A 23465-nucleotide genomic window follows, 5' to 3' on the forward strand; every position below is an offset into this window, starting at 1 on the left:
ATACTTTACACTTGATTCTATTTTTAGTCTAACTTCAAAACCGCCATAAATGCAGATTGTGGGATTTCTACGTTACCCACCTGGCGCATGCGTTTTTTACCTTTTTTCTGTTTCTCCAATAACTTACGTTTACGGGAAATATCACCACCATAACATTTCGCGGTTACATCTTTACGTAAAGCGCTCAATGTTTCGCGGGCAATAACTTTAGCACCGATAGAAGCCTGGATTTTAATTTCAAACTGCTGACGTGGGATCAGTTCCTTTAATTTCTCACAGATTTTCTTACCGAAATCGTAAGCGTTACTGCGGTGAATCAATGAAGATAATGCATCAACAGGTTCATCATTAATTAACATATCTAAACGAACCAAATCCGATTTACGGTAACCAACCTGATGATAATCGAAAGATGCATAACCTTTAGAAATGGTTTTCAGTTTATCATAAAAATCGAATACAATTTCGCCCATTGGCATTTCGAAAACCAATTCTACACGATCCGATGTTAAGTAGGATTGATTAACAATAATACCACGTTTTTGGATACAAAGCGACATTACCGGACCGACAAACTCAGCCTTGGTAATAATATTGGCTTTGATAAAAGGTTCTTCAACAGAATCCAGTTTGCTTGGGTCTGGTAAATCAGATGGGTTATTTACAACAATTTCGACACCTTTGGTTGTATGCGCAATGTACGATACGTTGGGGACTGTCGTAATTACCGTCATGTCGAATTCACGCTCTAAACGTTCCTGAATAATCTCCATGTGCAACATGCCCAGGAAACCACAACGGAAACCAAAGCCTAAAGCTGCAGAACTTTCCGGTTCGAAAACGATAGAAGCATCATTTAGCTGCAACTTGTGCATCGCTTCGCGTAATTCTTCAAAATCTTCGGTATCAACCGGGTAAATACCGGCAAATACCATTGGTTTAACTTCTTCAAAGCCTTGAATAGCACCCTCAGCCGGTCTGGCAACTGTTGTGATGGTATCACCAACTTTTACTTCTCGCGCTTCTTTAATGCCGGAAATAATATAGCCCACATCACCAGTTTTAACCACATTCCGTGGAGCCATATCCAGTTTCAAAATACCAACTTCATCAGCCAGATATTCTTTACCTGTATTGATGAACTTTACTTTGTCGCCTTTTTTAATTTCGCCGTTTACTACTTTATAATAAGCAATGATTCCTCTGAATGAATTAAATACAGAGTCGAAAATTAATGCCTGTAATGGAGCTTCAGCATCACCAACAGGAGCTGGAACTCTGTCTACAATTGCTTGTAAAATTTCAGGGATTCCCATTCCGGTTTTACCAGAAGCAGGAATAATATCATCACGGTCACAACCTATTAAATCAATTATCTGGTCTTTAACCTCTTCAGGCATTGCGCCCGGTAAATCCATTTTATTTAAAATCGGGATAATTTCAAGGTCGTGCTCTAAAGCCAGGTATAAGTTCGAAATGGTTTGGGCCTGTATACCTTGCGAAGCATCAACGATCAGCAAAGCGCCTTCGCAGGCAGCAATTGAACGTGAAACCTCGTAAGAAAAATCTACGTGCCCAGGTGTGTCGATCAAGTTAAAAACATATTCTTCACCACCAACTTTATAGTTCATTTGTATGGCATGACTTTTAATTGTAATGCCCCGCTCGCGCTCCAAATCCATATTATCGAGCAATTGCGCCTGCGCTTCACGCTGCGAAATCGTCGCTGTATATTCTAATAACCTATCAGCCAGGGTACTTTTACCATGGTCGATGTGTGCAATAATGCAAAAATTACGTATATGCTTCATCTTTGCGCAAAGATATGTTTTTTAATGGAAAATGTAAGAGGGAAAATGGAATGCTGTGATGGCTGAATTTTTATTGTTTTGGAAAGCAAAAACAGTGGTTCTTCGGCTGTGTTAGCTTTCTTAAACTTTATCCTGACTTTATTTTCAATGCTCTTCCAACGTGAAGTCGGAAGCTGCATTAATTACTGATAAACAGGATAAACACAGATAACATTGGTCGATCTGTGTTTATCCGTGTTTAATAAACTAAACCTTGATTTTCTTCCACTTGCCTTTTTTAAACAGGATGTATGCAGCTACAGCGATACCTGCTTCGGCGGTTGGTATTGCTATAAATACGCCTGTTGGTCCCATTTCTAAAAACCTGGCCAAAAAGTAGGCTAAAGGAATCTGGAAAAGCCAAAAAGCAAAAACATTAATTTTGGTAGGTGTCCAGGTGTCGCCGGCACCATTAAACGCACTGCTAAAAACCATGGCTGCACCGTAAATAACAAAACCAATACTTAAAATTTTAAGCGCTTTACTGGCAACGGTAATCACTTGCATATCGGCTGTAAAAAACGCTGCAAACAAATGGCCACAGGTTAAAAACAATACACTCACCACAGCCATGAAAATTATAATGTATTTTAAGGTTTGGAAAACAGATTTTTCAGCACGGTCTATATGTCCGGCACCTAAATTCTGCCCAACCAGGGTGGCAGCAGCATTGCTTAAACCCCAGGCTGGTAGCATAAAGAACATCATTAAGCGCAGAGCGGTTTGGTAACCTGCCGAGCCTGTATCGCCACCTGTAGTGGCCACCAGTTCAGCCAAAAACACCCAGCTGCAACTCGCAATTACAAACTGGAAAATGGCCGGTGCCGCAATTTTTACAATGGCTTTAATCTGCTCCCAATCGGGAATAAAATGACTGATGCTGATTTTTAATGCATTTTTACCGTTAAAAAGGTTGTAAACCTGGTAGGTTACACCCAAAGCCCGACCAATGGTAGTGGCAATAGCAGCACCGGTTAAACCAAATGCAGGTATCGGGCCAAAACCGTTGATGAAAACAGGGCAGAGAATAATGTTGGCAATATTTGCGATCCATAAACTTCGCATGGCTATGGCGGCATTTCCGGCACCCCTGAAAATACCATTAATTAGAAACAGCAAAACAATAATGATGCTACCGCCCATCATAATGCGCACGAATGAAGTACCGTGGTCGGCGGTTACTGTAGTTGCGCCCATCAGCAATAAAATATCGCGGGCATAAATTAAGCCTAAAATACTGATAATGAGGTTAACGCTTACGGCAATTAAAATAGTTTGCATACCTGCCTTTGAAGCAGCTTCAGGGTTTTTCTCACCTATTCTGCGGGCTACAACAGCCGTAGCGGCCATACTTAAACCGATAGCCAGCGAATAAATAATAGTTAATACAGATTCTGTTAAACCAACGGTTTGTATCGCGTTACTGCTATTTTCCAAATGGCCAACAAAATATAAATCAACCAGTGCGAAAACAGATTCCATGGCCATTTCAAGCATCATGGGGATTGCCAGTAAAATAATGGCCCTTTTGATACTAATAGCTGTTAGGTCGACCTCGTGGCCCTTTATAGCCTGCACGAGCAGCTCGAAAAAAGAAGATAGTTTGCCCTTTGTCTTTATGGACTGTGACATATAATAAAGTTAAAATGTAATGAATAAACCAAATGATACGCATTACGCGCACATACCTAAAATTAAAATCGGAGGGAATCCTCGGTATTTAGAACCTCAAACGGATTGCAGATACTATCATGGTACTGGTCTTTTTGATAGATCAAAGATAAAGAAAAATTCTAAACGTCAAATTTTGAGGACGATTATTTTAGTTGGTGGTTAATTTTGCCATGGAGGCACGGAACTCACGGATTAATATTTTGATCAAAACGCCTGCATAACTAATTTATACACTAATCCATACGGCTCACAGACCATTGGTTTAACTTTAAAAGTTCTGATGGTTAATCTGCGCAACTAATTTATACACTAATTCATAATCTACGGTTCACAGACAGTTGGTTTAACTTTAAAAGTTCTGATGGTTAATTTGCCACGGAGTCACGGAACTCACGGATTGATATCTTCAAGCAAATGATCTGTGTAATCCAATAAACCTTTAAATACTGTAAGCTTTGATCATTTCCTCAGTAACCTTAGTGCCTCTGTTGGTATTCAGGTCAATTAATACGTAGTCAAAAATGCCATCAGAAGCTACCTTGCCGGTTTTTTTGTTAATGATTTCGAACTGCACTGAGCAACCTTTTTCGTGCATGGTTAAAATTCCCGTGCGGATCAGCATCAAATCGTTCATCAACAGGGGGCGCTTGAAATTGATATCAACGCGGCTTACCACCCAGCCTAAGCCTAATTTGGTGAAATGTTCCCAAGGCATTCCGTAAAATTTTTCCATCTGCTCGTAACGTGCAGCCAATACATAATCCAAATATTTACTGTTGTGCACATGGTTAAACATGTCTATATCATCCGGACGTACGCGCAATTCGCTTTCAAAGATGCTGTATTGATTCTTTTCCAAGGGTAAATGTTTTGTGCAAAAGTATACAATTGTATATTTTTATTGCTCTTTTTTCGTATTTTTGATAGATGGGCAGGTTAAAGCTATATGACACAAGTATTCCACGCGAAACAATTGTTGAAGCGCGTGAAAGTGTTTATCTAAACCGAACCTCCGTACATAGCTTCTTTGCTGTGTTGCAGCTCAACCACATTTCTGTTGCCATGAATGGTGGTAAGCCTTTAAAATCGCCTCAAGGCAAAGGGTTAGTGATCCGCAAACCGACCGTATAATTTTCTTCTATGTCTTTTGATAAAGAAAATCCTGAAATGCTTTTGTTGTTGGCGACATTTGGGCAGTTTAACGTTAATTATTTGATTGTTGGTGGTTTTGCCGTTAACCGATACGGTTATAATCGCACTACCAGTGATAGATATCTATCTTAAAGACACAAAAGATAACAGGCAGAATCTGATTTATGCACTTGATAAAATGGGATATGGCAGATACGATATGTTATTGGATGTGCCTATTATTGCTGGCTACTGTGAAGTTTTAATGGATGATGGTATGTATGCAGATTTAATGACCGATATTCCAGGGTTAGATAAGACTAAGTTTGATGAATACTTTGAAATGGCTACAGTAGACGAAATCAATGGTGTTAAAGTGAGGTTTCTGCACTATAATCACTTATTGGATAATAAAAGAGCAACGAATAGACCGAAAGATCAACTTGATGTTTTAGAGTTGGAACGCATTAATAAGCGAAATTAAGTTTCTTGCTTTGCCTTAAGTTTTCTAAACCCGACATAGTAGGTGTTCTTTTACAAACCTTATGGGTTTCTCCAGCTAAGTTGCAGATTCAAAACCATAAATTTAAATAAAAGATCATGGAAAGGCCGGGAGTGTATCGACCGATTTAAAAAAACGGAGATTGATTTAATAAAATTAATTTATTTCCTTCGGCCCGGATTTATCATTACTCATAAACCTCCATTCTTGTTCATAAAGCGATTTATATTGAACCATAATTTTAATATCAGACTTTTCGATCAATGGCCCCAGGTATTCATCATCTATTTTGATTAAACTTAATCTTTCACCAACAGGTAGCACTTCATTTTTCCATAAATTTGTAAGCATTACCGCTTTTGTTGAATCTAGTTTGTGATCGGTTTTTATTTGTTTAAGAATTTCGGCTATGTTTTGATAAGGCTTAGACTTATAATAAAATGCATAATCGGATACAATTGCTGGCCCTAAACCTTGGTTTGTAATCAGAAGTTCGTAATGATAGGATTGAACTTTATCGTTGTTTTTTTCAGAAAAGCTATTGGAATAGCTCATTAATAACGGTTTTACTGATGCATATTGCTGAGTTCGTTGTAATCTGGTTTGGTATAATGTTATAATTATTGCGCAAATACTTGTTACAACTGCACATACTCCAACAACGGTATTTAATGATAATTTGGGTTCTTTGCTAACTTTCGGTTTTTGCATTTTGGGGTATTAATGGTGTCTAAGTCCTAAAATAGAAAAACTTCAGGATTCATTCTCATTAACGATTAAATATTTACGCTAATAATCAGGGGATTAAGAACTAAAAAAGTATCTGCACTGTCATTTGCTTTTAACCAAAAATAGCTTTATCTTTGCGCCACAATTAATTAATTTATTGCTTTAATATTATTCAAGAAATGTATTTAAGTCCAGAAAAGAAAGCCGAAATCTTTAAACAACACGGCGAAGTAGAAACCAACACTGGTTCTGCAGAAGGTCAGGTAGCGTTATTTACATACCGTATTGCGCACTTAACAGAACACTTAAAGAAAAATCGTAAAGATTTCTCTACACAGTTGTCACTTCAAAAATTGGTAGGTAAACGCCGCGGTATTTTGGCTTACCTATACAAAAAAGATATTGAGCGCTATCGTGCTATCATCAAAACTCTTCAGTTGCGTGATATCATTAAACAAAAATAAGCGCAAGTTTATCAGAAAAGCCATTCTTTAGAGGATGGCTTTTTACTTTACTGCAAAAAAAATAGCAGGGGATTATCATAGATAGATTTTTTAATTCTATCTTCGTTTGCAAAAACAAAAACATATATAAACAAAGGTGTGTAGAAAGAGGAAAACACACCATAATTCTATTTAAATGAATGTAATAAAAAAATCGTTCGACTTGGGCGATGGCAGAATTGTAGAAATTGAAACTGGTAAACTGGCTAAACAAGCTGACGGTTCGGTAGTAGTAAAAATGGGCGATACCATGTTGTTAGCAACAGTAGTATCAACAGTTGGTGCTAAACCAGGTACTGATTTTTTACCTTTATCGGTTGATTATCAGGAAAAATATGCGGCTACAGGTCGTATTCCGGGAGGCTTTTTACGTCGTGAGGCAAGATTATCTGATTACGAGGTTTTAATCTCTCGTTTGGTTGACAGGGCTTTACGTCCAATGTTCCCTTCAGATTATCACGCTGATACACAAGTGATGATTTCATTAATTTCTGCTGATAAAAATATCATGCCTGATTGCTTAGCTGGTTTAGCTGCATCGGCTGCATTATCAGTTTCAGATATTCCTTTCAACGGTCCGATTTCTGAAGTACGTGTTGCTAAAATCGATGGTAAATTGGTAATCAATCCATATGCCAGTGATTTAGAGCGCGCAACTCTAGAGTTTATGGTTGCTGGTTCGGCTAACGATATCGGTATGGTTGAGGGCGAGTGCGACGAGATTCAGGAAGATGAAATGGTTGAGGCATTGAAATTTGCACACGATGCCATTAAAAAACAATGTGCTATCCAGGTTGAATTAACTGAAGCTACAGGTAAAACTGTAAAACGCGAATACAACCACGAAGACCACGATGCTGATTTAAAAGCAAAAGTTTATGCCGATACTTACGATAAAGTATATGCATTAGCAAAATCTGGTTCGAACAAAGATGAGCGTAAAGTTGGCTTCACTGCAATTATTAACGAATTCTTCGAAGCAATGCCTGAAGATACTGCTGATTTAACTAAAGCAATGGCTAAACATTATTATCATGATGTTCAGTACGATGCGATCAGAAATCTATTGTTAGATGAAGGTATCCGTTTAGATGGTCGTAAAACAACTGAGATCCGTCCAATTTGGAGTGAAGTAGGTTATTTACCTGCAGCACACGGTTCGGCTGTATTTACACGTGGCGAAACACAATCTTTAACCACCGTTACATTAGGTAGTAAAGATGATGAGCAAATGATTGATGGTGCTTTCTTTAATGGTTACCAAAAATTCTTATTGCACTATAACTTCCCTGGTTTTTCAACTGGTGAGGTAAGACCAAACAGAGGTGCAGGTCGCCGCGAAATTGGTCACGGTGCATTAGCACAACGCTCTTTGAAAAAAGTATTACCACAAGGTGAGGCAAATCCTTATACTATCCGTGTTGTTTCTGATATTTTAGAATCAAATGGTTCGTCATCAATGGCAACAGTTTGTGCGGGTACATTAGCATTAATGGATGCCGGTATTAAAATCAAATCTCCGGTTTCAGGTATCGCAATGGGTTTAATTACCGACGAGAAAACTGGTAAATATGCTATCCTTTCTGATATCTTAGGTGATGAAGATCACTTAGGTGATATGGACTTTAAAGTAACTGGTACCGAAAATGGTATTGTTGCTTGTCAAATGGACTTAAAAATCAATGGTTTATCATACGAAGTTTTAACTAAAGCTTTATTGCAGGCTAAAGAAGGTCGTTTACACATCTTAAACGAGATGAAGAAAACCATCAGCCAGCCGAATGAGGATTACAAGCCACATGCTCCACGTATTGTTTCTTTAACTATTGATAAAGAATTTATTGGTGCAATTATCGGCCCTGGAGGTAAAATTATTCAGGAAATGCAACGCGAAACCGGCGCATCTATCTCTATCGAAGAAGTTGATGGAAAAGGTATTGTTGAGGTATTTGCTGATAATAAAGCATCAATTGATGCAGCAGTTACCCGTATTCGTAACATTGTAGCTAAACCAGAAATTGGCGAAATTTACCAGGGTAAAGTAAAATCAATTATGCCTTTCGGAGCATTTGTTGAAGTAATGCCAGGTAAAGATGGTTTATTACACATCTCTGAAATTTCGTGGGAGCGTTTAGAAACCATGGATGGTGTGTTAAAAGAAGGTGATAAAATCGAGGTTAAATTGTTAGACATCGATAAACAAGGTAAAATGAAACTTTCACGTAAAGTTTTATTACCAAGACCTGAAAAACCAGCTGCACCAAAAGCTTAATTAGGTAAATGTCATGCTGAACTTGTTTCAGCATCTCAATAACGAAAACCCTTTCAGTTAGCTGAAAGGGTTTTTTGTTTAATGTGAAACGTTTTCTTAGATTTATTGAGTTCTAAATCGCTTCTCTATTATGAAGAATACCGCACTGCTTTTGTTATTTTTAGTTTTGATTATGGCTTGCAACCAACAAGAGCATAAATCAAAAGGCAACACCAATAAAAAAAATACATCGAGAACCTTCGAAAACAAAGTAATTAATTTCAGCGAAAAAAGCTTGATTGCCTTTATGGATAGTGTTGGAAGGCTTTCAACTGATTCATTGGTGAAAAAAACTTCTTTTTATGCCGATTCTGTGTTTTTAGCTATTCAACAAATTAACCGGAAGTTAAATGAATTAGAATATAGTACATTAAAAACGGCTATTAAACAGAGATCAATAAAGATTGATCAAGCTGAAAAAATCTTTGGTAAAATAGAACTCGACAGTATTTATCTGGGTAAAAAAAATATTCCGGTTAAATTTTATGCTTTTGGTAAGGGGAGTAGAAATAAAAAGGAGTTTGCAATTTCTTTTGATGAAGATCGGGTCCGTGAAAGAACGAATCTTTATTTCTTTAATGCTGATTCACTGCTGGCGAAGAAATCGGTGTACAATCATTATGGTCTTGAACTTAATTATTATACAGATAGAGATGGTAAAACGATTGTTTATTATAGAGAAGATTATATTACAGGTTCGGGGATTTGGTGGAATAATTTAAATTTCTACAAATACTATAATAATCGTTTCATACCTGTATTGAATGAACTTTCTAATGGGAATTCTCAAGATGATATTTGGGGGCCGCGTGTGAAATGGTTGGAGTCTATTAAACTTAAAACTAATCCTTTGACTTTAAAGATGATTTATAATCATGGCTTTCGTGAATGGAAACATAAAGATGAATGGAAGTTAAATGATTTGTTAAGCGATTCGACTATTGTAAAATATACTTGGGACGAAAATAGCAAAACATTAAAAGGAGCTTACGAAAAATCGAAGATTACAAAACCACAAATTTTAACTTATTATGTTGAGGATAATGAGCTGCTATATATAAACGTTTTTTTTGATCTGTTAAAGCACAAGATGAGTAATAGAGAAAAAAGAAAATTAATCTTAACTTATTTAAATACAGTCAAAAACCACGAAGAAGACAGGCATTCCAAATGAATAATATATTTTTAAGCCTACATATAGAAGCTTTTCTTTGACATGAAATGATAACTTGAATGCTTCTCACTAAAAACTTTCATGGTTCTTTTGTAACTTGCAGTATTGCTACGAAAAAGGAAATTCTTACCAATTCGTCATGCTGATCCGATAGTTATCGGATTTATTTCAGCATCTTACCTGTTATTAAGACCCTGAAATAAATTCAGAGTGACGATTGCTTTTAGACTTTGCTTATGCAATATGAAAGCGATTTATTCGCATTATTGAAAGGATTAATACCTAAATATGAAATACATTATAGCCCCATCCATACTTTCGGCCGATTTTGGCAATTTGCAACGCGATATTGAAATGATTAACCAGAGTGAAGCCGATTGGTTTCATGTGGATGTGATGGATGGTGTTTTTGTTCCGAATATATCTTTTGGTTTTCCGATCATGGCTGCTGTTAAAAAACATGCAACCAAACCCCTTGATGTTCATTTAATGATTGTGGAACCTGATAAATATATTGGTGATTTTGCGAAAGCAGGAGCAGACCGCATTACTGTTCATTACGAAGCCTGTACACACTTGCATCGTAGCATTCAATTGATAAAGGCATCGGGCTGCAAAGCGGGGGTGGCATTAAATCCACATACACCAGTTACTTTATTGCAGGATGTAATTGAAGACCTGGACCTGGTGCTGATTATGTCTGTTAATCCCGGTTTTGGCGGTCAGGCTTTTATTCACAACACCTATAAAAAAATACAGGATCTGAAGGCATTGATTAAAGGCATTAATGACGATTTAATTATTGAGGTAGATGGTGGGGTAGGCTTGCAGAATATAGCTGCACTGGTATCTGCAGGTGCCAATGCTTTTGTAGCAGGAAATGCAATTTTTGCCACTGAAAGCCCTACAGCAACCATTTCTGAGATGAAACAATTAACCCATAATAGTGTGAGTATTTAATAGTTTTATTGCTAAATTGTTCTGATGATAATGAGTATTTTTTGCAGCAATAAATGCTGATACTTTTTATTGCCAAACAAATACCTGTTGATACTAAAAATGCTCAAATTACGGCTGCTCTTTCTGCTTATCATTGCCGGTTGCGGTTTAGCTGTTGCCCAACCGCTGGTTAGGGTTTCAGGGATCGTGCAAAATGAAGAAAAGCTTCCGCTGGCGCAAGTTACCGTTATCGTATTAGGACAGGCACAATCAACTGTAACCGACGAATTTGGTGTATATACCATTTATTCAAAATCCAAATCCTTTAGTATTAAATATTCCCTCTTGGGTTATCAGCCCCAAACCATCAAATTTAACGAACGTTCTGGGGCAAGGATATTGCAAAAAGTTAATCTGGTAGCCAATATTAACGAATTGGAGCAGGTAAACATTACCAATAAACAAAACCAGCTTAGCAACGCTACCACCATAAACGTTGCCGATATCGGTGCCATGCCCTTGGTTTCAGGTAATTTTGAAACGATGCTTAAAACCTTGCCAGGGGTATCTACCAATAATGAGTTAAGTGCGCAGTACAGCGTTCGTGGTGGTAATTTTGACGAAAATTTAATTTACATCAATGATGTAGAAATTAACCGGCCTGTACTGATCCGCAACGGCCAGCAGGAAGGGCTTAGTTTTATCAATTCTGATCTGGTTAGCAAAGCAAAGTTCTCTGCAGGTGGTTTTGAGGCAAGGTATGGCGATAAGCTTTCGTCTATTTTGGATATCAGATACGATAAACCAGATAGCAATCAAACCATATTAAGTACCAGTCTTTTAAATACCTCTTTAAGTACGAAACGGGTATTTAAGAACAGTTTTTTACTGGCTGGTTTGCGGTACAAAAACAATACGAGTGTTTTAATTAAGCAGGATGAAAAGGGAAGTTACAATCCCAATTATGCTGATGCACAGGTACTATATCAGTACGATTTTTCGCCCAAATTTAACCTCAGTTTTTTAAGTAATTTCAATAGTGGCCAGTTTAAACTAGTGCCTACCAACCGCGAAACCCAGTTTGGTACTTTAAGCACCACATTGAAGTTAAATGTAGATTATACCGGGCAGGAGATAGACGATTACCAAACTTTTGGCAGCGCCCTTACAGCAACCTACTCGCCGAGACCAAATTTAGTGGTTAAATTTATAAACAGTTATTTTAATACAATTGAGCGCGAACGTTTCGATATTAACGGAAGCTACGTTTTTGCAGAAGTAGACAATAGCTTTTCGGGCGAAAATTTTGGCCCGGTTAGTAAAAACAGGGGCATAGGTAGCTATTATAATTATGGCCGAAACAGCTTGAATACCCAGGTTTTTGCCTCGGAAATAAAAGTTGATCAGAATTTTAACAGCCATGTTTTTTCATGGGGACTTAAATTTGACCAGTCGAAGTATAATGATCAGTTGAATGAATACAACTATACCGATTCTGCAGGTTTTATTTTGCCTAATAATGGTAAAAGCATTGTAATGCAGAATGTAATTAACGTTAAGAATAACCTCGATATCAAAAACTACAGTGCCTATATTCAGGATAGTTACTCGCTTTCCAGCTCGGCTGAGCTACAGCTAGGTGCACGCGCTACTTACAGTTCTTTAAGTAAACAACTCTTAATCAGTCCGAGGATGCTGATTGCTTACCGGCCTAACTCTAACAATAAAATTTTAAGGTTTACGGCTGGCGTTTACAAACAACCGCCATCATACCGTACCATCCGCAATTTCTCGGGTGTTTTAAATATCGATCAGAAAGCACAAAGTTCTTATAATACCTCTTTGGGTTATGAATACGCCTTCGATGCCTTTGGCACACGCTTAAAATTTACTTCTGAAGCTTATTTTAAATATTCCGACAGGTTAATTCCTTACAAAATTGATAATTTAAGGATAAAATACCTCGCAAATGAAATATCGAAAGGCTATGCCTATGGTGCCGATTTTAGTATAGGAGGGGAGTTTGTGAAAGACCTGGTTTCTTATTTCAGGATGTCGGTGATGCATGCCAATGAAGATATTATCGGTGATAGTTACGTGCAAAACGGTACCACCATTTATCCGGGTTATCTAAAACGACCAACAGATCAGCGTTTAAATTTCTCTATTTTCTTTCAGGATAGGCTGTTAAACAGTCCGACTTATAAGGTACACTTAAATGCACTTTATGGTTCGCGCTTACCTATTGGCCCTTCACAAACGCCCAGGTATTCAGATCAGTTTTTTGTTCCATCTTATAAGCGTGTAGATATTGGTTTTTCAAAAGATTTCCTCGATGATGCGGCCCTGCACAAACCGAAATTTTTAGACCGTAATTTCAGTTCGGTGATTCTTTTTTTCGAGGTTTTTAACCTGCTCAATATTAACAATACAGTTTCTTACTTATGGCTAAAAGATGTAGACAATGTGCAGTACGCCATTCCAAATTATTTAACAGGCAGACAATTCAATTTAAAGCTGATTGTTAAACTGAAAAATAATTAAATAAGTGAACTGTTCCTTCATAACAAGTGATTGAAGCGACCTTGTAGCTCAAAATCTGCTGAAAAAATCAAACCATTTAAGCTCAAAAAACAGCTTTTGTATTGTATTGGTTCAGTGTTTTTATGAGGTTACAGATCTTATTGCAAAAACTGCAACAAAAACATCAATTTTAGTCTTTTTTTTAACAATATTTAATTTTTTATAATACGATTTTGTGGGCATAACTGCTTTAAAAATTTTACATTTACGCCTATAAAACATTATATAATAAGATGAAGCATAATTTTGGCGCAGGCCCTTGTATTTTACCTCAAGAAGTGTTTAAACAAGCAGCTCAGGCTGTTTTAGATTTTAACGATGGATTATCGATTTTAGAGATTTCGCACAGAACAACCGAATTTGAGGCAGTTGTTGCAGAAGCTGATAAATTGGTAAAGGAATTATTAAATGTGCCATCGGGATATTCCGTTTTATTTTTACAGGGAGGTGCAAGTTTACAGTTTGCAATGGTGCCAATGAACCTATTGGGTGATGGACAAACTGCAAGTTATTTAGATTCTGGTGTTTGGGCCAGCAAGGCTTTAAAAGAAGCTAAATTAGTGGGTAATGTAAATGTAGTGGCTTCTTCGAAAGATGCTAATTATACCTTTATTCCGAAAGATTTCGAGATTCCGGCTGATAGTGCTTATTTCCACTACACTTCGAACAATACCATTTACGGTACTGAACTTTTCGAAACCCCTAAAACCACTGTTCCGGTAGTTTGCGATATGTCATCTGATATCATGAGCCGTGTGATTGATGTTTCACAGTTCGATTTAATTTATGCTGGTGCACAAAAAAATGTGGGTCCGGCAGGATTAACCATTGTGATTGTTAAGGACGAAATTTTAAATAAAATCGACCGTAAAATTCCATCAATGCTGAACTATCAGTCTCATATCGATAATGGTTCGATGTACAATACTCCACCGGTTTTCTCTATCTACGTTGCTTTATTAAACCTGCGTTGGTTAAAATCAAAAGGTGGTGTTGCTGAAATCGAAAGAGAGAACAAGCAAAAAGCCGAAGCACTTTACAGAGAGATTGATCGTAATCCATTGTTTAAAGGTACTTGTGCATTGGAAGACCGTTCTAAAATGAATATTTGTTTCGTGATGGAAAATGCCGAACTGGAAAAACCATTCCTGAAATATGCAGAAGAGCAAGGTATTGTAGGTATTAAAGGCCACAGAAGCGTTGGTGGTTTCCGCGCATCGATGTACAATGCTTTACCAATTACAAGTGTACACGCTTTAATTGATGCCATGCAGGCATTTGAGGAACAACAGGCAAAAGTAAATTAATGTAAATTGTAACCACAGATGATCGCTGAGATTATTTAATCAATGTAATCTCTCAATCTGTGTAATCATATATAACAATGTTTAAAATATTAGCAAACGACGGAATTGATCCGATCGGAAAAGAATTATTAGAAAAAGCAGGTTTCCAGGTAGATACCGAAACTATTGCACAAGATCAACTGGCTGAAGCTTTAAAAAACTATGATGCGATTACAGTTCGTAGCGCTACAAAAGTTAGAAAAGAGCTGATTGATGCCGTACCGAATATTAAATTAATTGGTAGAGGTGGTGTAGGTATGGACAATATTGATGTAGAATATGCACGTAGTCAGGGTATTGCGGTTGTAAATACGCCTGCAGCTTCTTCTTTATCGGTAGCCGAACTGGTATTTTCTCACTTATTTACCGGCATCAGGTTTTTACAGGATGCTAACCGTAAAATGCCTGTTGAAGGTTCAAGTCAGTTTAATAACCTTAAAAAAGCTTATGCAAAAGGAACTGAATTAAGTGGTAAAACCATTGGTATTATCGGTTTCGGTCGTATTGGCCGTGCAACAGCTAAAGTTGCTTTAGGTTTAGGCATGAATGTTTTGGCTTACGATTTATATCCAACTGAAACTGAAATTACTTTAGATTTCCAGGGAGGTCAATCGGTAAGTATTCCAATTAAAACTGTTTCTTTAGACGAAGTAATTACCGGAAGTGATTTCTTAAGCTTACATACACCATTTGCGGATAAGCCGATTTTAGGTGCTGAAGAGTTTGCTAAAGTGAAAAAAGGTGTTGGTATTGTAAACTGCTCACGCGGTGGAACAATAGATGAGCCTGCTTTAATTGAGGCATTAAACTCAGGTAAAGTTTCTTTCGCAGGTTTAGATGTTTTCGATAACGAACCTACACCATTGGCTGAAATTTTAACACACCCTAAAATCTCGTTAACACCGCACATCGGTGCATCAACAAACGAAGCTCAGGAGCGTATTGGTTCTGAATTGGCTACCTTGATTATCGAGCACTTTAAGAAATAATATATAGCAGACCTTGCAGGTTTTTAAAACCTGTAAGGTCTTTTTAATCCAGCGCTTTTAATAAAGCCCAGTAGCGATAACCTAAAATCGCCTTTTGCCACGTGCGCAGCTTATTCGGATCTTTTTTATACAAACTGGGTAAAACAGCATTATTAATTTTAACCAGGATTTTAAACAGCGCTTTTTTCATACTTTCTATATTGCTGTAGTTTTTTATTAAAGAAATAGAAGCCGCCAGCCATTACCAAAATTAAAAATACCACAAGGTAATTAACCAGGTTTTTACCTTTATCCCTTTTGTCGGCAGCTAACTTTAACTGCTCATTCTGATCCTGTAATTTTTTGATGGTTTGCATGTAGCGCTGTATACGCTCTTCTGAATGATCAGAAACGGCTATTTTCTGTTGGTTCTGAAGATCTTTGTAGTCCATCAGTACTTTAAGCTCGGTAAAAATGTTATTATCGGTTAAAACAACCTGACGCAGAATTTCGTTGGAATTTTTAATGTCGCGCTTGGTTTGCCAGCCAAAAATCCCTGTACGCTGGTTAAGGCTTTCATCGTACTGACCAAATTTAGCACTTCGTTCGGCCAATAGTGAATTTATTTTGGCCCGTTGGGCAGCATAAGCCGTGGTATCTTGTTGCGCAAAAAGCTGAAGATTGGATAAGAGGACAAAAAGTAGGTAAAAATATTTCTTCATCTGCTATAAACGTGAAAAAGAGTGAACTTGTTTTATTTTCCTAAAGATGCGTTAAGTGAGCTTTAGTCTTTCCGCTTTAGCGTTTATGCTTTTGCCTCTCAGCTTCCGTCTTTATGCTTTCAGCTTCTAACCAGCCTTGGAATGAAACTCCACCCTTACAATATCGCCCAGGTGTAAGCCTAACAAACCACTGGCTTTACCTTTATTAATGGCAATTTCGAGGTGATTACTAATACCAAAGAGGCAAAGTTTTTCACCTTCCTGTACTTCGTTGTAATGCCAGCTCAATTGGGTAATGGTTTCGCTTTTTCTAAAATGCAGCGTAAAATCGCGGTTTTTCTGTATGCGGGTAAAGAGATCTTTGGTAATGTTGGTAATTACGTTGCAGAAAGTATCGATATAAACTACACTTCCACGAATCACATCTTTCTCAATAACAGGATGTAAAAGCATTTTTTGCTCAATCTCTGCTACAGGCAAACCAATATCCTTTAGCTTACCACCTTTAGCCAGGTGTGTTGCAGCTTTTACAAAAATATCAACAAGAGGAAAGTGGAGATATTTCAAATCCTGCATAATATTCAGCTCTACCACATCTTCCGGATGTTCATCAAAAAGCAGGGAGAAAATACCATTATCGGCACCTACAAAATAATGATCGCGGTGCTTTACAGCTATGTATTTCGTGTTTTCACTATACACAGAATCGATGCCGATTAAGTGTACCGTATTTTTTGGGAAATAGGGATAAGCGTTCTTTAAAACGAAAGCTGCGTAAGAAATATTGAACGAAGGAACTTCGTGGGTAATATCAATTAAATTAACATTAGGCATAAGACTCAGCAGACTACCTTTTAGTGCACTCTGGTAAAAATCTTTTGAACCTAAATCTGTTGTTAAAGTAATTATCCCCATTAAAAATTCATTATTATTGCTTATTCTTGTGTACAGGCCTAAGCGTCTGCAAATATTCAAATTTTAATTAATATACCCCGATAACTTTTTAAAATACTACAGTTTGAACGAATTAAAATTAACTCTGGATACCGTAAATCCTGCTCACTTTTGGGGGCCGAATAATGAGAATTACGAAATGATTAAAGGTGCTTTCGCGAAGTTGAAACTTGTAGCGAGGGGAAGTGATGTTAAGGTTCTCGGTGATGAACAGGAACTTAAGTCTTTTGAAGAGAAGTTTAACCAGCTGATCGCCCATCTCGAAAAATATAGTTCGCTAACCAATAACGATGTAGAATCGATACTGGGAGCGAAAGCAACAAACCTGGCAAAAAAAGATGCCGAACAGCCAACCGGTGGCGGCGGAGAAGTGATTGTTTTCGGTACAAACGGCTTATTGGTTAAGGCCAGAACGGCTAATCAGCGCAAAATGGTGAGCAGTATTGCTAAAAATGATATTCTTTTTGCCATCGGCCCTGCCGGAACCGGTAAAACCTACACTGCAGTTGCTTTAGCGGTAAGGGCATTGAAAAATAAAGAAATTAAGCGCATCATTTTAACCAGACCGGCTGTAGAAGCAGGAGAGAACCTAGGCTTTCTTCCGGGCGATTTAAAAGAAAAGATCGATCCGTATTTGCGTCCGCTTTACGATGCGTTGGACGATATGATCCCCGCTGAAAAGCTGAAGTTTTATATCGAAAACCGTACGATAGAAATTGCTCCTTTGGCATTTATGCGTGGCCGTACGCTTGATAATTGCTTTGTAATATTGGATGAGGCCCAAAACGCCACCGACATGCAGTTAAAAATGTTTTTAACCCGTATGGGTCCGACTGCTAAATTTATCGTTACCGGCGACGTTACCCAGGTCGATTTACCGAAGAAACAGATGTCGGGCTTGTTTAATGGCTTAAGGATATTAGAAGACATTAAAGGCATTGATATTATTTATTTAAGCGGAGAGGATGTAGTTCGACATAAACTGGTTAAAGATATTCTTAAAGCTTATGGTGATATTCAGTAAACGGATGATGTAAGATGGATGATGTAAAATTTAGGATGTTAAAGCCTTCAAAACCATTATCCATCTAATATTATTATTATGGAAAGTATATATTTACAAAATAACCTAAAACTTTCTTTCGAGAAACTGCCACATACCATTCGTGTAATCATTTCGAAAAACAATGAAGAATGGGTTTGTAAAAAGGAAAGGCTTAGAAAGCTGCTCGAATTTGTTAATATTGATGAGGCACACATTTTTAAAGGAAGGCTTCAGTTGATTAAAATGAATGATCATATCACGCTTCAAGTGAAAAATGAAAATATCAGCACCATTTTGACAAAGACTTTTATTGAGGTTTTAAATAAGCTGAAATGAACTTAATCCCGTAGCTTATTAATTGCGGCTTTTTTAGTAAATTATATCTTCGGACTTCTAACCCCAGTCTTCGGACTTTCCATCTTTTTTCCTATTTTTACCCCCTCATGAAAGCACTTAAAGAAACCCATTTTAATTTTCCAAATCAGAGCAATTTTTACAAAGGTAAAGTTCGCGATGTGTATACTATAGCTGATCAGTTTATGGTAATGGTGGTGTCAGATCGCATTTCTGCATTTGATGTGGTATTGCCAGAGGCTATTCCGTTCAAAGGACAGGTGTTAAATCAGATTGCAGCCAAGTTTTTAGCCGCTACACAAGATATTGTACCCAATTGGGTTTTAGCTGTGCCAGATCCGATGGTAACTATTGGTCGCATTTGCGAGCCTTTTAAAGTAGAAATGGTAATCAGGGGTTATTTAGCTGGTCACGCATGGCGCGAATACAGTGCCGGTAAACGTTCGGTTTGTGGTGTTGCTTTACCTGATGGTTTAAAAGAGAACGATAAATTGCCTCAACCAATTATCACCCCAACTACTAAAGCAGCTGTTGGCCACGATGAAGACATTTCGAAAGAAGATATTTTAGCCAAGGGAATTGTTTCTTTAAGCGATTACGAGCAATTAGAACAATATACTTACGCACTTTACCAGCGTGGAACTGAGATCGCTGCAAAAAGCGGATTGATTTTGGTAGATACGAAATATGAATTCGGTAAGGCAGATGGCGTAATTTATTTGATTGATGAAATCCATACACCTGATTCATCACGTTATTTTTATGCAGAAGGATATCAGGAACGCCAGGATAATAATGAGCCACAAAAACAGCTTTCGAAAGAATTTGTGCGCAAATGGTTAATCGAAAACGGCTTTCAGGGTAAAGACGGGCAGGTAGTGCCAGAAATGACTCCGGAAATTGTAAACTCTATTTCGGAGCGTTACATCGAACTTTACGAAAAGATTGTAGGTGAGACCTTTATAAAAGCAGATGCAGATGCCATTTCGAGCCGCATCGAAACTAATGTTTTAAAGGCACTTGAAACACTTTAATTTTCGAAAGAAATTTATACATTAGTGCAATAAAGATTAGAGAGATGAAATTTTCAGTAGATAAACACGACAAATATGTAAGCTTAAGGTTGGAAGAAACCAGGTTTACAAACGATAATGCACCCGGTTTAAAATCTGAACTGTATTTACTTAATGCAGAAGGATTTAAAAATATAATTGTTGATCTTAGCCATGTTACGGAGTGTAATGATGCGCAGGATTTAAGCTGTTTATTGGTTGGCGACAGGCTTTGCAAAGCGGCTGGTGGATTGTTTATCGTAACCGGAATTAGCGATGAGCTTGCTACAATTGTAGAATTATCAAACATATTTCAGTCTGTAACGTTTGTTAATACATTAGAAGAGGCAACCGATTTCATCTTTATGGATGAACTGGAAAAAGAATTCAGAGGCGCTAAATAATCTATATTATCCAATAATATTATAGCCTCGTAGTTTTTCAAAATCTACGAGGCTTTTTATATCTCATCGTTATGAAATTTGAAGTTACCATTTTAGGAAGCAGTTCGGCAACTCCTGTTTTTAACCGGAATCCATCGGCACAGCTTTTGAATTGTAACGAAAAATGCTATTTAATTGATTGTGGTGAAGGCACTCAGCAACAGCTGGCTAAATTTAATTTGAAGGCCGCCCGCATCGATTATATATTTATTAGTCACCTACATGGCGATCATTACTTTGGTTTGATCGGTTTACTTTCCAGTCTGCATTTAAACGGCAGGATAAAGCCAATGCAAATTTTTGGGCCAAAGCCACTGCTCGAAATTCTCGAAATCCAGTTTAAATATTCAGATACGGTTTTGCGCTACCCGATAGAGTTTTTTCCGATTGAGGCAGATGAACCGAAACAGATTTTCGAAAACAGCGACCTGATTGTAAAAACAATTGTCTTAAATCACCGTATTCCCACTACAGGCTTCCTTTTTCAGCAAAAGAAAAGGCAACGTAAACTGATTAAGGATAAGGCCGAAAAGGTACCGATGGCTTATTACACCGCTCTGAAGAAAGGAATTGATGTAGAGCTGCCTAACGGAGAAATTTTAAGAAGTGAAGATTATACTGTAGCTGCCGATCCGCCGAGAGCATACGCTTACTGTTCTGATACGTTATTTGATGAAAGTTATTTTCCGACGATAATGGGCTGCGATACGCTTTATCACGAAGCTACCTTCATGCACGATTTATTGGATAGGGCGAGAGAAACGCATCATACTACTGCTCAACAGGCTGCTGAGGTGGCTAATATCATTGGCGCAAAGAAATTGTTGATCGGCCATTTCTCATCGCGCTACAAAACCTTACAAATGCTCTTCGAAGAAGCTCAGGCCGGTTTCGAAAATACAGAGCTGGCAGTGGAGGGGAGGACCTTTCAGCTTTAAGGGGGTTACCCAATTTAATTATACGATAACTGTGCTGATCTCTTTAAATCTGTGGGAGGGTTAAAGTGGTTTCCCGCTGATTACGCAAATTCCGCTGATTAGTTGTTTTAAGATACTCAGGATTTTCGGGCCTACAGTTAATTTAATCTGCGCTGATCTCTTTAAATCTGCAGGAGATTTTGTGGTTCCCGCCGATCACGTAAATTTCGCGGTTGGTTAAGTAATTATTAGTACTTCTAATATGTATATCTTCATTTCTGATTTGTACTCCGTGTTTCTGTGGCAAAAATTAAGCATAAAAAAAGCCCTGAATTTCTCCAGGGCTTCCGAATTTATAAAAATTAATTACTTGTCTTTTTTGTTGCCACCTCCAAACACCGAGAAGTGAACATAACGCTTCGGATTGGCTTTTAAGTCGATCATTAAAGCATCCAGGTTTTTAGAAGCATTATTTAAGTTTTCGTACATTTTATTGTCGTTCAACAACAAACCTAAGCTTCCTTTACCGTCTTTAATACCTGAAATTACACTTTGTAAATCGGCAATGGCGTTGTTGGCGTTATCTAATGTTTGTTTAAAATTAGCAGCTGCAAATTTATCGGTAACGGTGTTAATGTTGGTTAAGATATCGCTAATCTTTTTATTGTTGTTGTTCAGGTTAGCGGTAATTCCTTCCACATTTCTAAAAATAGCTTCAATACGGGCACTTTCAGATCCTACCAAACCATCTACTTTTTTCGATGTGGTTTCTAGTGAAGCTAAAGTACCAGCAATACTGTTGAAGCTTTTGTCAACATTTTTCTGAAAATTAGGATTCAGGATTGAGTTTACACTGCTTAAAATAGAGTCCATTTTACCAATAATCAATTCAGCTTTCTTTTGTACCGGCTGAACCTGCTCCATTAATCCTTTTTCTACATTGGCATTTAAAGTATAACCATCTTCAGCCATTTTTTTTGAGTTACCCAGCGACATTACAATGGCTTTGCTACCCAATAAATCGGTTCCTTCTAAACGGGCAATACTGTTTTCCGGAATTTCGTATTTACTATTGATGCTTAAAGTGGCAATGATAGTTCCGTCGGTTTGAAGCTCGAGCTTTGCCACCCGGCCAATCTGGTAACCATTAATCAGGATGGGTTTAGATACAGTTAAACCATCAACTCTGGTGTATTTTGCAAATAAAGTGGTTTCGTTTGAGAAGATAGAATTCCCTTTTAAAAAATTATATCCAATTATTAATAAAGCAATGGCAAACGCAGCTAAAATACCTACTTTGGTTTCGTTCTTAATCTTCATGTTGTTTCTTTAATGGCTACAAGTCTTGTTATCGATCTAAACTTGTTAGAGCGTAATTCATTTTTAAGCTAAACTTTATAAATACACAAAGCCAGCATTAATTGTTTGGTAAATGTTTTATATTTCTGCAAAGTTAAAATAACTATCATTTATAATGCCACTTATTTAACTTCGATATTCTTTTTATAGGTTTTTATTGCATCCACAATAGAATTCGCTATCTCACTCTGGCCTTTTGCTGAGTTAATGTATTTCTCTTCTTCCGAATTTGAAATAAAACCAACCTCAGTAAGTACAGCGGGCATTCCACAACGTTGTAATACCAATACGCCTTGCTCTTTAACCCCTCTGCTTAACCGCTCATCCCTGTTGATGTAGCTGTTCTGGATCAATTTGGCAAATTTAATACTTTTATCACGAAAGGTATTTTTTAGTAAAGATAAAAGTATAAAGCTGGCCGGATTGCTGGGATCGTAACCATCGTATTTGGTTTTATAGTTTTTTTCGAGTTTGATATCGGCGTTTTCACGGATAGCAGCATCCTGCTCTTTCAAACGGTGCGAGCCGGCTACCAATGTCTCTACACCTTTTATATGTTTATTGCCTGGTGGCATGGAATTACAGTGAATGGAGATAAACAAATCTGCGTTAGCCGCATTGGCTATTTCTGCACGTCTGTATAAGTCAACATCAATATCTGTTTTTCTGGTGTAGATGAGCTTAATTTCTGGTAATTCTTCTTTTAAGAGCTCGCCCAACTTAAGCGCTACTTTTAACGAAACATCTTTTTCTTTTGAAAAACTGCCCGAAGCACCCGGTTTACGGCCGCCGTGACCCGGATCAATTACAATGGTTTTAATTTTGTAACCCTGCGCAAATGTGTGTGTAACAGCTACTACCGAAAGAAAAAATAGGCTAACCAGAAGTTTAATCTTCATTTAATTGGGG

Annotated in this window: 22 protein-coding genes; 13 read left to right on the plus strand and 9 right to left on the minus strand. The window is 37.5% G+C overall.

Annotated features, from left to right (window positions below; all coding sequences use genetic code 11):
- Positions 1-23 precede the first annotated feature (23 nt).
- The 3 genes from lepA to HWV58_RS05925 all read right to left on the minus strand — a co-directional run bounded on the left by lepA (position 24) and on the right by HWV58_RS05925 (position 4383).
- Positions 24-1811 (minus strand): translation elongation factor 4, encoded by a 1788-nt coding sequence (gene lepA, locus HWV58_RS05915; RefSeq protein ID WP_175633208.1) that lies wholly within the window; start codon positions 1809-1811, stop codon positions 24-26.
- A gap of 246 nt (positions 1812-2057) precedes the next feature.
- On the minus strand, positions 2058-3482 hold the full coding sequence (locus tag HWV58_RS05920; protein ID WP_175633209.1) for an MATE family efflux transporter: 1425 nt from the start codon (positions 3480-3482) through the stop codon (positions 2058-2060).
- Between the two features lie 481 nt (positions 3483-3963).
- On the minus strand, positions 3964-4383 hold the full coding sequence (locus HWV58_RS05925) for an acyl-CoA thioesterase (RefSeq protein ID WP_175633210.1): 420 nt from the start codon (positions 4381-4383) through the stop codon (positions 3964-3966).
- A gap of 405 nt (positions 4384-4788) precedes the next feature.
- On the opposite strand from HWV58_RS05925, the gene HWV58_RS05930 reads away from it, so the two are divergent.
- A complete protein-coding gene (locus HWV58_RS05930) occupies positions 4789-5139 on the plus strand; it encodes a hypothetical protein (RefSeq protein WP_175633211.1) in 351 nt (116 codons plus the stop codon).
- Positions 5140-5313: 174 nt separating this feature from the next.
- Here HWV58_RS05930 and HWV58_RS05935 read toward each other — a convergent pair whose 3' ends face one another.
- Positions 5314-5868, minus strand: a complete 555-nt coding sequence (locus HWV58_RS05935) for a hypothetical protein (protein ID WP_175633212.1) — start codon at positions 5866-5868, stop codon at positions 5314-5316.
- Between the two features lie 197 nt (positions 5869-6065).
- On the opposite strand from HWV58_RS05935, the gene rpsO reads away from it, so the two are divergent.
- From rpsO to HWV58_RS05970, 7 genes are all read left to right on the plus strand, one after another.
- Positions 6066-6350, plus strand: coding sequence for a 30S ribosomal protein S15 (gene rpsO, locus HWV58_RS05940; protein ID WP_047797868.1), 285 nt, complete (start codon positions 6066-6068; stop codon positions 6348-6350).
- A gap of 175 nt (positions 6351-6525) precedes the next feature.
- Positions 6526-8661 (plus strand): polyribonucleotide nucleotidyltransferase, encoded by a 2136-nt coding sequence (pnp, locus tag HWV58_RS05945; RefSeq protein ID WP_175633213.1) that lies wholly within the window; start codon positions 6526-6528, stop codon positions 8659-8661.
- A gap of 130 nt (positions 8662-8791) precedes the next feature.
- A complete protein-coding gene (locus HWV58_RS05950; RefSeq protein ID WP_175633214.1) occupies positions 8792-9874 on the plus strand; it encodes a hypothetical protein in 1083 nt (360 codons plus the stop codon).
- A gap of 288 nt (positions 9875-10162) precedes the next feature.
- Entirely contained in the window at positions 10163-10834 is a 672-nt protein-coding gene (rpe, locus tag HWV58_RS05955) for a ribulose-phosphate 3-epimerase (RefSeq protein ID WP_175633215.1), read from the plus strand.
- Positions 10835-10933: 99 nt separating this feature from the next.
- Positions 10934-13357 carry a TonB-dependent receptor gene (locus tag HWV58_RS05960; protein ID WP_175633216.1) on the plus strand — a complete coding sequence of 808 codons (2424 nt, stop codon included), beginning with the start codon at positions 10934-10936 and terminating at the stop codon, positions 13355-13357.
- Positions 13358-13629: 272 nt separating this feature from the next.
- Complete coding sequence (serC, locus tag HWV58_RS05965; RefSeq protein WP_124562444.1) at positions 13630-14703, plus strand: 3-phosphoserine/phosphohydroxythreonine transaminase; 1074 nt, start codon at positions 13630-13632, stop codon at positions 14701-14703.
- A 77-nt stretch (positions 14704-14780) separates the two neighbouring features.
- Entirely contained in the window at positions 14781-15731 is a 951-nt protein-coding gene (locus HWV58_RS05970; protein WP_175633217.1) for a D-2-hydroxyacid dehydrogenase, read from the plus strand.
- Between the two features lie 43 nt (positions 15732-15774).
- Here HWV58_RS05970 and HWV58_RS05975 read toward each other — a convergent pair whose 3' ends face one another.
- From HWV58_RS05975 to HWV58_RS05985, 3 genes are all read right to left on the minus strand, one after another.
- Positions 15775-15921 (minus strand): hypothetical protein, encoded by a 147-nt coding sequence (locus HWV58_RS05975; protein ID WP_175633218.1) that lies wholly within the window; start codon positions 15919-15921, stop codon positions 15775-15777.
- Positions 15902-16432 carry a hypothetical protein gene (locus tag HWV58_RS05980; protein ID WP_175633219.1) on the minus strand — a complete coding sequence of 177 codons (531 nt, stop codon included), beginning with the start codon at positions 16430-16432 and terminating at the stop codon, positions 15902-15904. The genes HWV58_RS05975 and HWV58_RS05980 overlap by 20 nt, the downstream gene beginning before the upstream one ends.
- A 126-nt stretch (positions 16433-16558) precedes the next feature.
- Complete coding sequence (locus HWV58_RS05985) at positions 16559-17347, minus strand: SAM hydrolase/SAM-dependent halogenase family protein (protein WP_175633220.1); 789 nt, start codon at positions 17345-17347, stop codon at positions 16559-16561.
- Between the two features lie 103 nt (positions 17348-17450).
- On the opposite strand from HWV58_RS05985, the gene HWV58_RS05990 reads away from it, so the two are divergent.
- From HWV58_RS05990 to HWV58_RS06010, 5 genes are all read left to right on the plus strand, one after another.
- Complete coding sequence (locus tag HWV58_RS05990; protein WP_039480308.1) at positions 17451-18410, plus strand: PhoH family protein; 960 nt, start codon at positions 17451-17453, stop codon at positions 18408-18410.
- 78 nt (positions 18411-18488) lie between these two features.
- Positions 18489-18767 (plus strand): hypothetical protein, encoded by a 279-nt coding sequence (locus HWV58_RS05995; RefSeq protein ID WP_175633221.1) that lies wholly within the window; start codon positions 18489-18491, stop codon positions 18765-18767.
- Positions 18768-18874: 107 nt separating this feature from the next.
- Positions 18875-19819: a phosphoribosylaminoimidazolesuccinocarboxamide synthase gene (locus tag HWV58_RS06000; RefSeq protein ID WP_175633222.1), complete on the plus strand. Its 945-nt coding sequence runs from the start codon at positions 18875-18877 to the stop codon at positions 19817-19819.
- 44 nt (positions 19820-19863) lie between these two features.
- Positions 19864-20241 carry an STAS domain-containing protein gene (locus HWV58_RS06005; protein ID WP_175633223.1) on the plus strand — a complete coding sequence of 126 codons (378 nt, stop codon included), beginning with the start codon at positions 19864-19866 and terminating at the stop codon, positions 20239-20241.
- A gap of 71 nt (positions 20242-20312) precedes the next feature.
- On the plus strand, positions 20313-21218 hold the full coding sequence (locus HWV58_RS06010; protein ID WP_175633224.1) for a ribonuclease Z: 906 nt from the start codon (positions 20313-20315) through the stop codon (positions 21216-21218).
- 345 nt (positions 21219-21563) lie between these two features.
- Here the strand turns inward: HWV58_RS06010 and HWV58_RS06015 are convergent, their stop codons facing one another.
- Complete coding sequence (locus HWV58_RS06015) at positions 21564-22517, minus strand: MlaD family protein (protein ID WP_175633225.1); 954 nt, start codon at positions 22515-22517, stop codon at positions 21564-21566.
- 161 nt (positions 22518-22678) lie between these two features.
- Complete coding sequence (locus tag HWV58_RS06020) at positions 22679-23455, minus strand: N-acetylmuramoyl-L-alanine amidase family protein (RefSeq protein WP_175633226.1); 777 nt, start codon at positions 23453-23455, stop codon at positions 22679-22681.
- Between the last annotated feature and the right edge of the window lie 10 nt (positions 23456-23465).

Origin of the sequence: Pedobacter ghigonis, from assembly GCF_903166585.1 — a bacterium.
GTDB classification, from domain to species: Bacteria; Bacteroidota; Bacteroidia; order Sphingobacteriales; family Sphingobacteriaceae; genus Pedobacter; species Pedobacter ghigonis.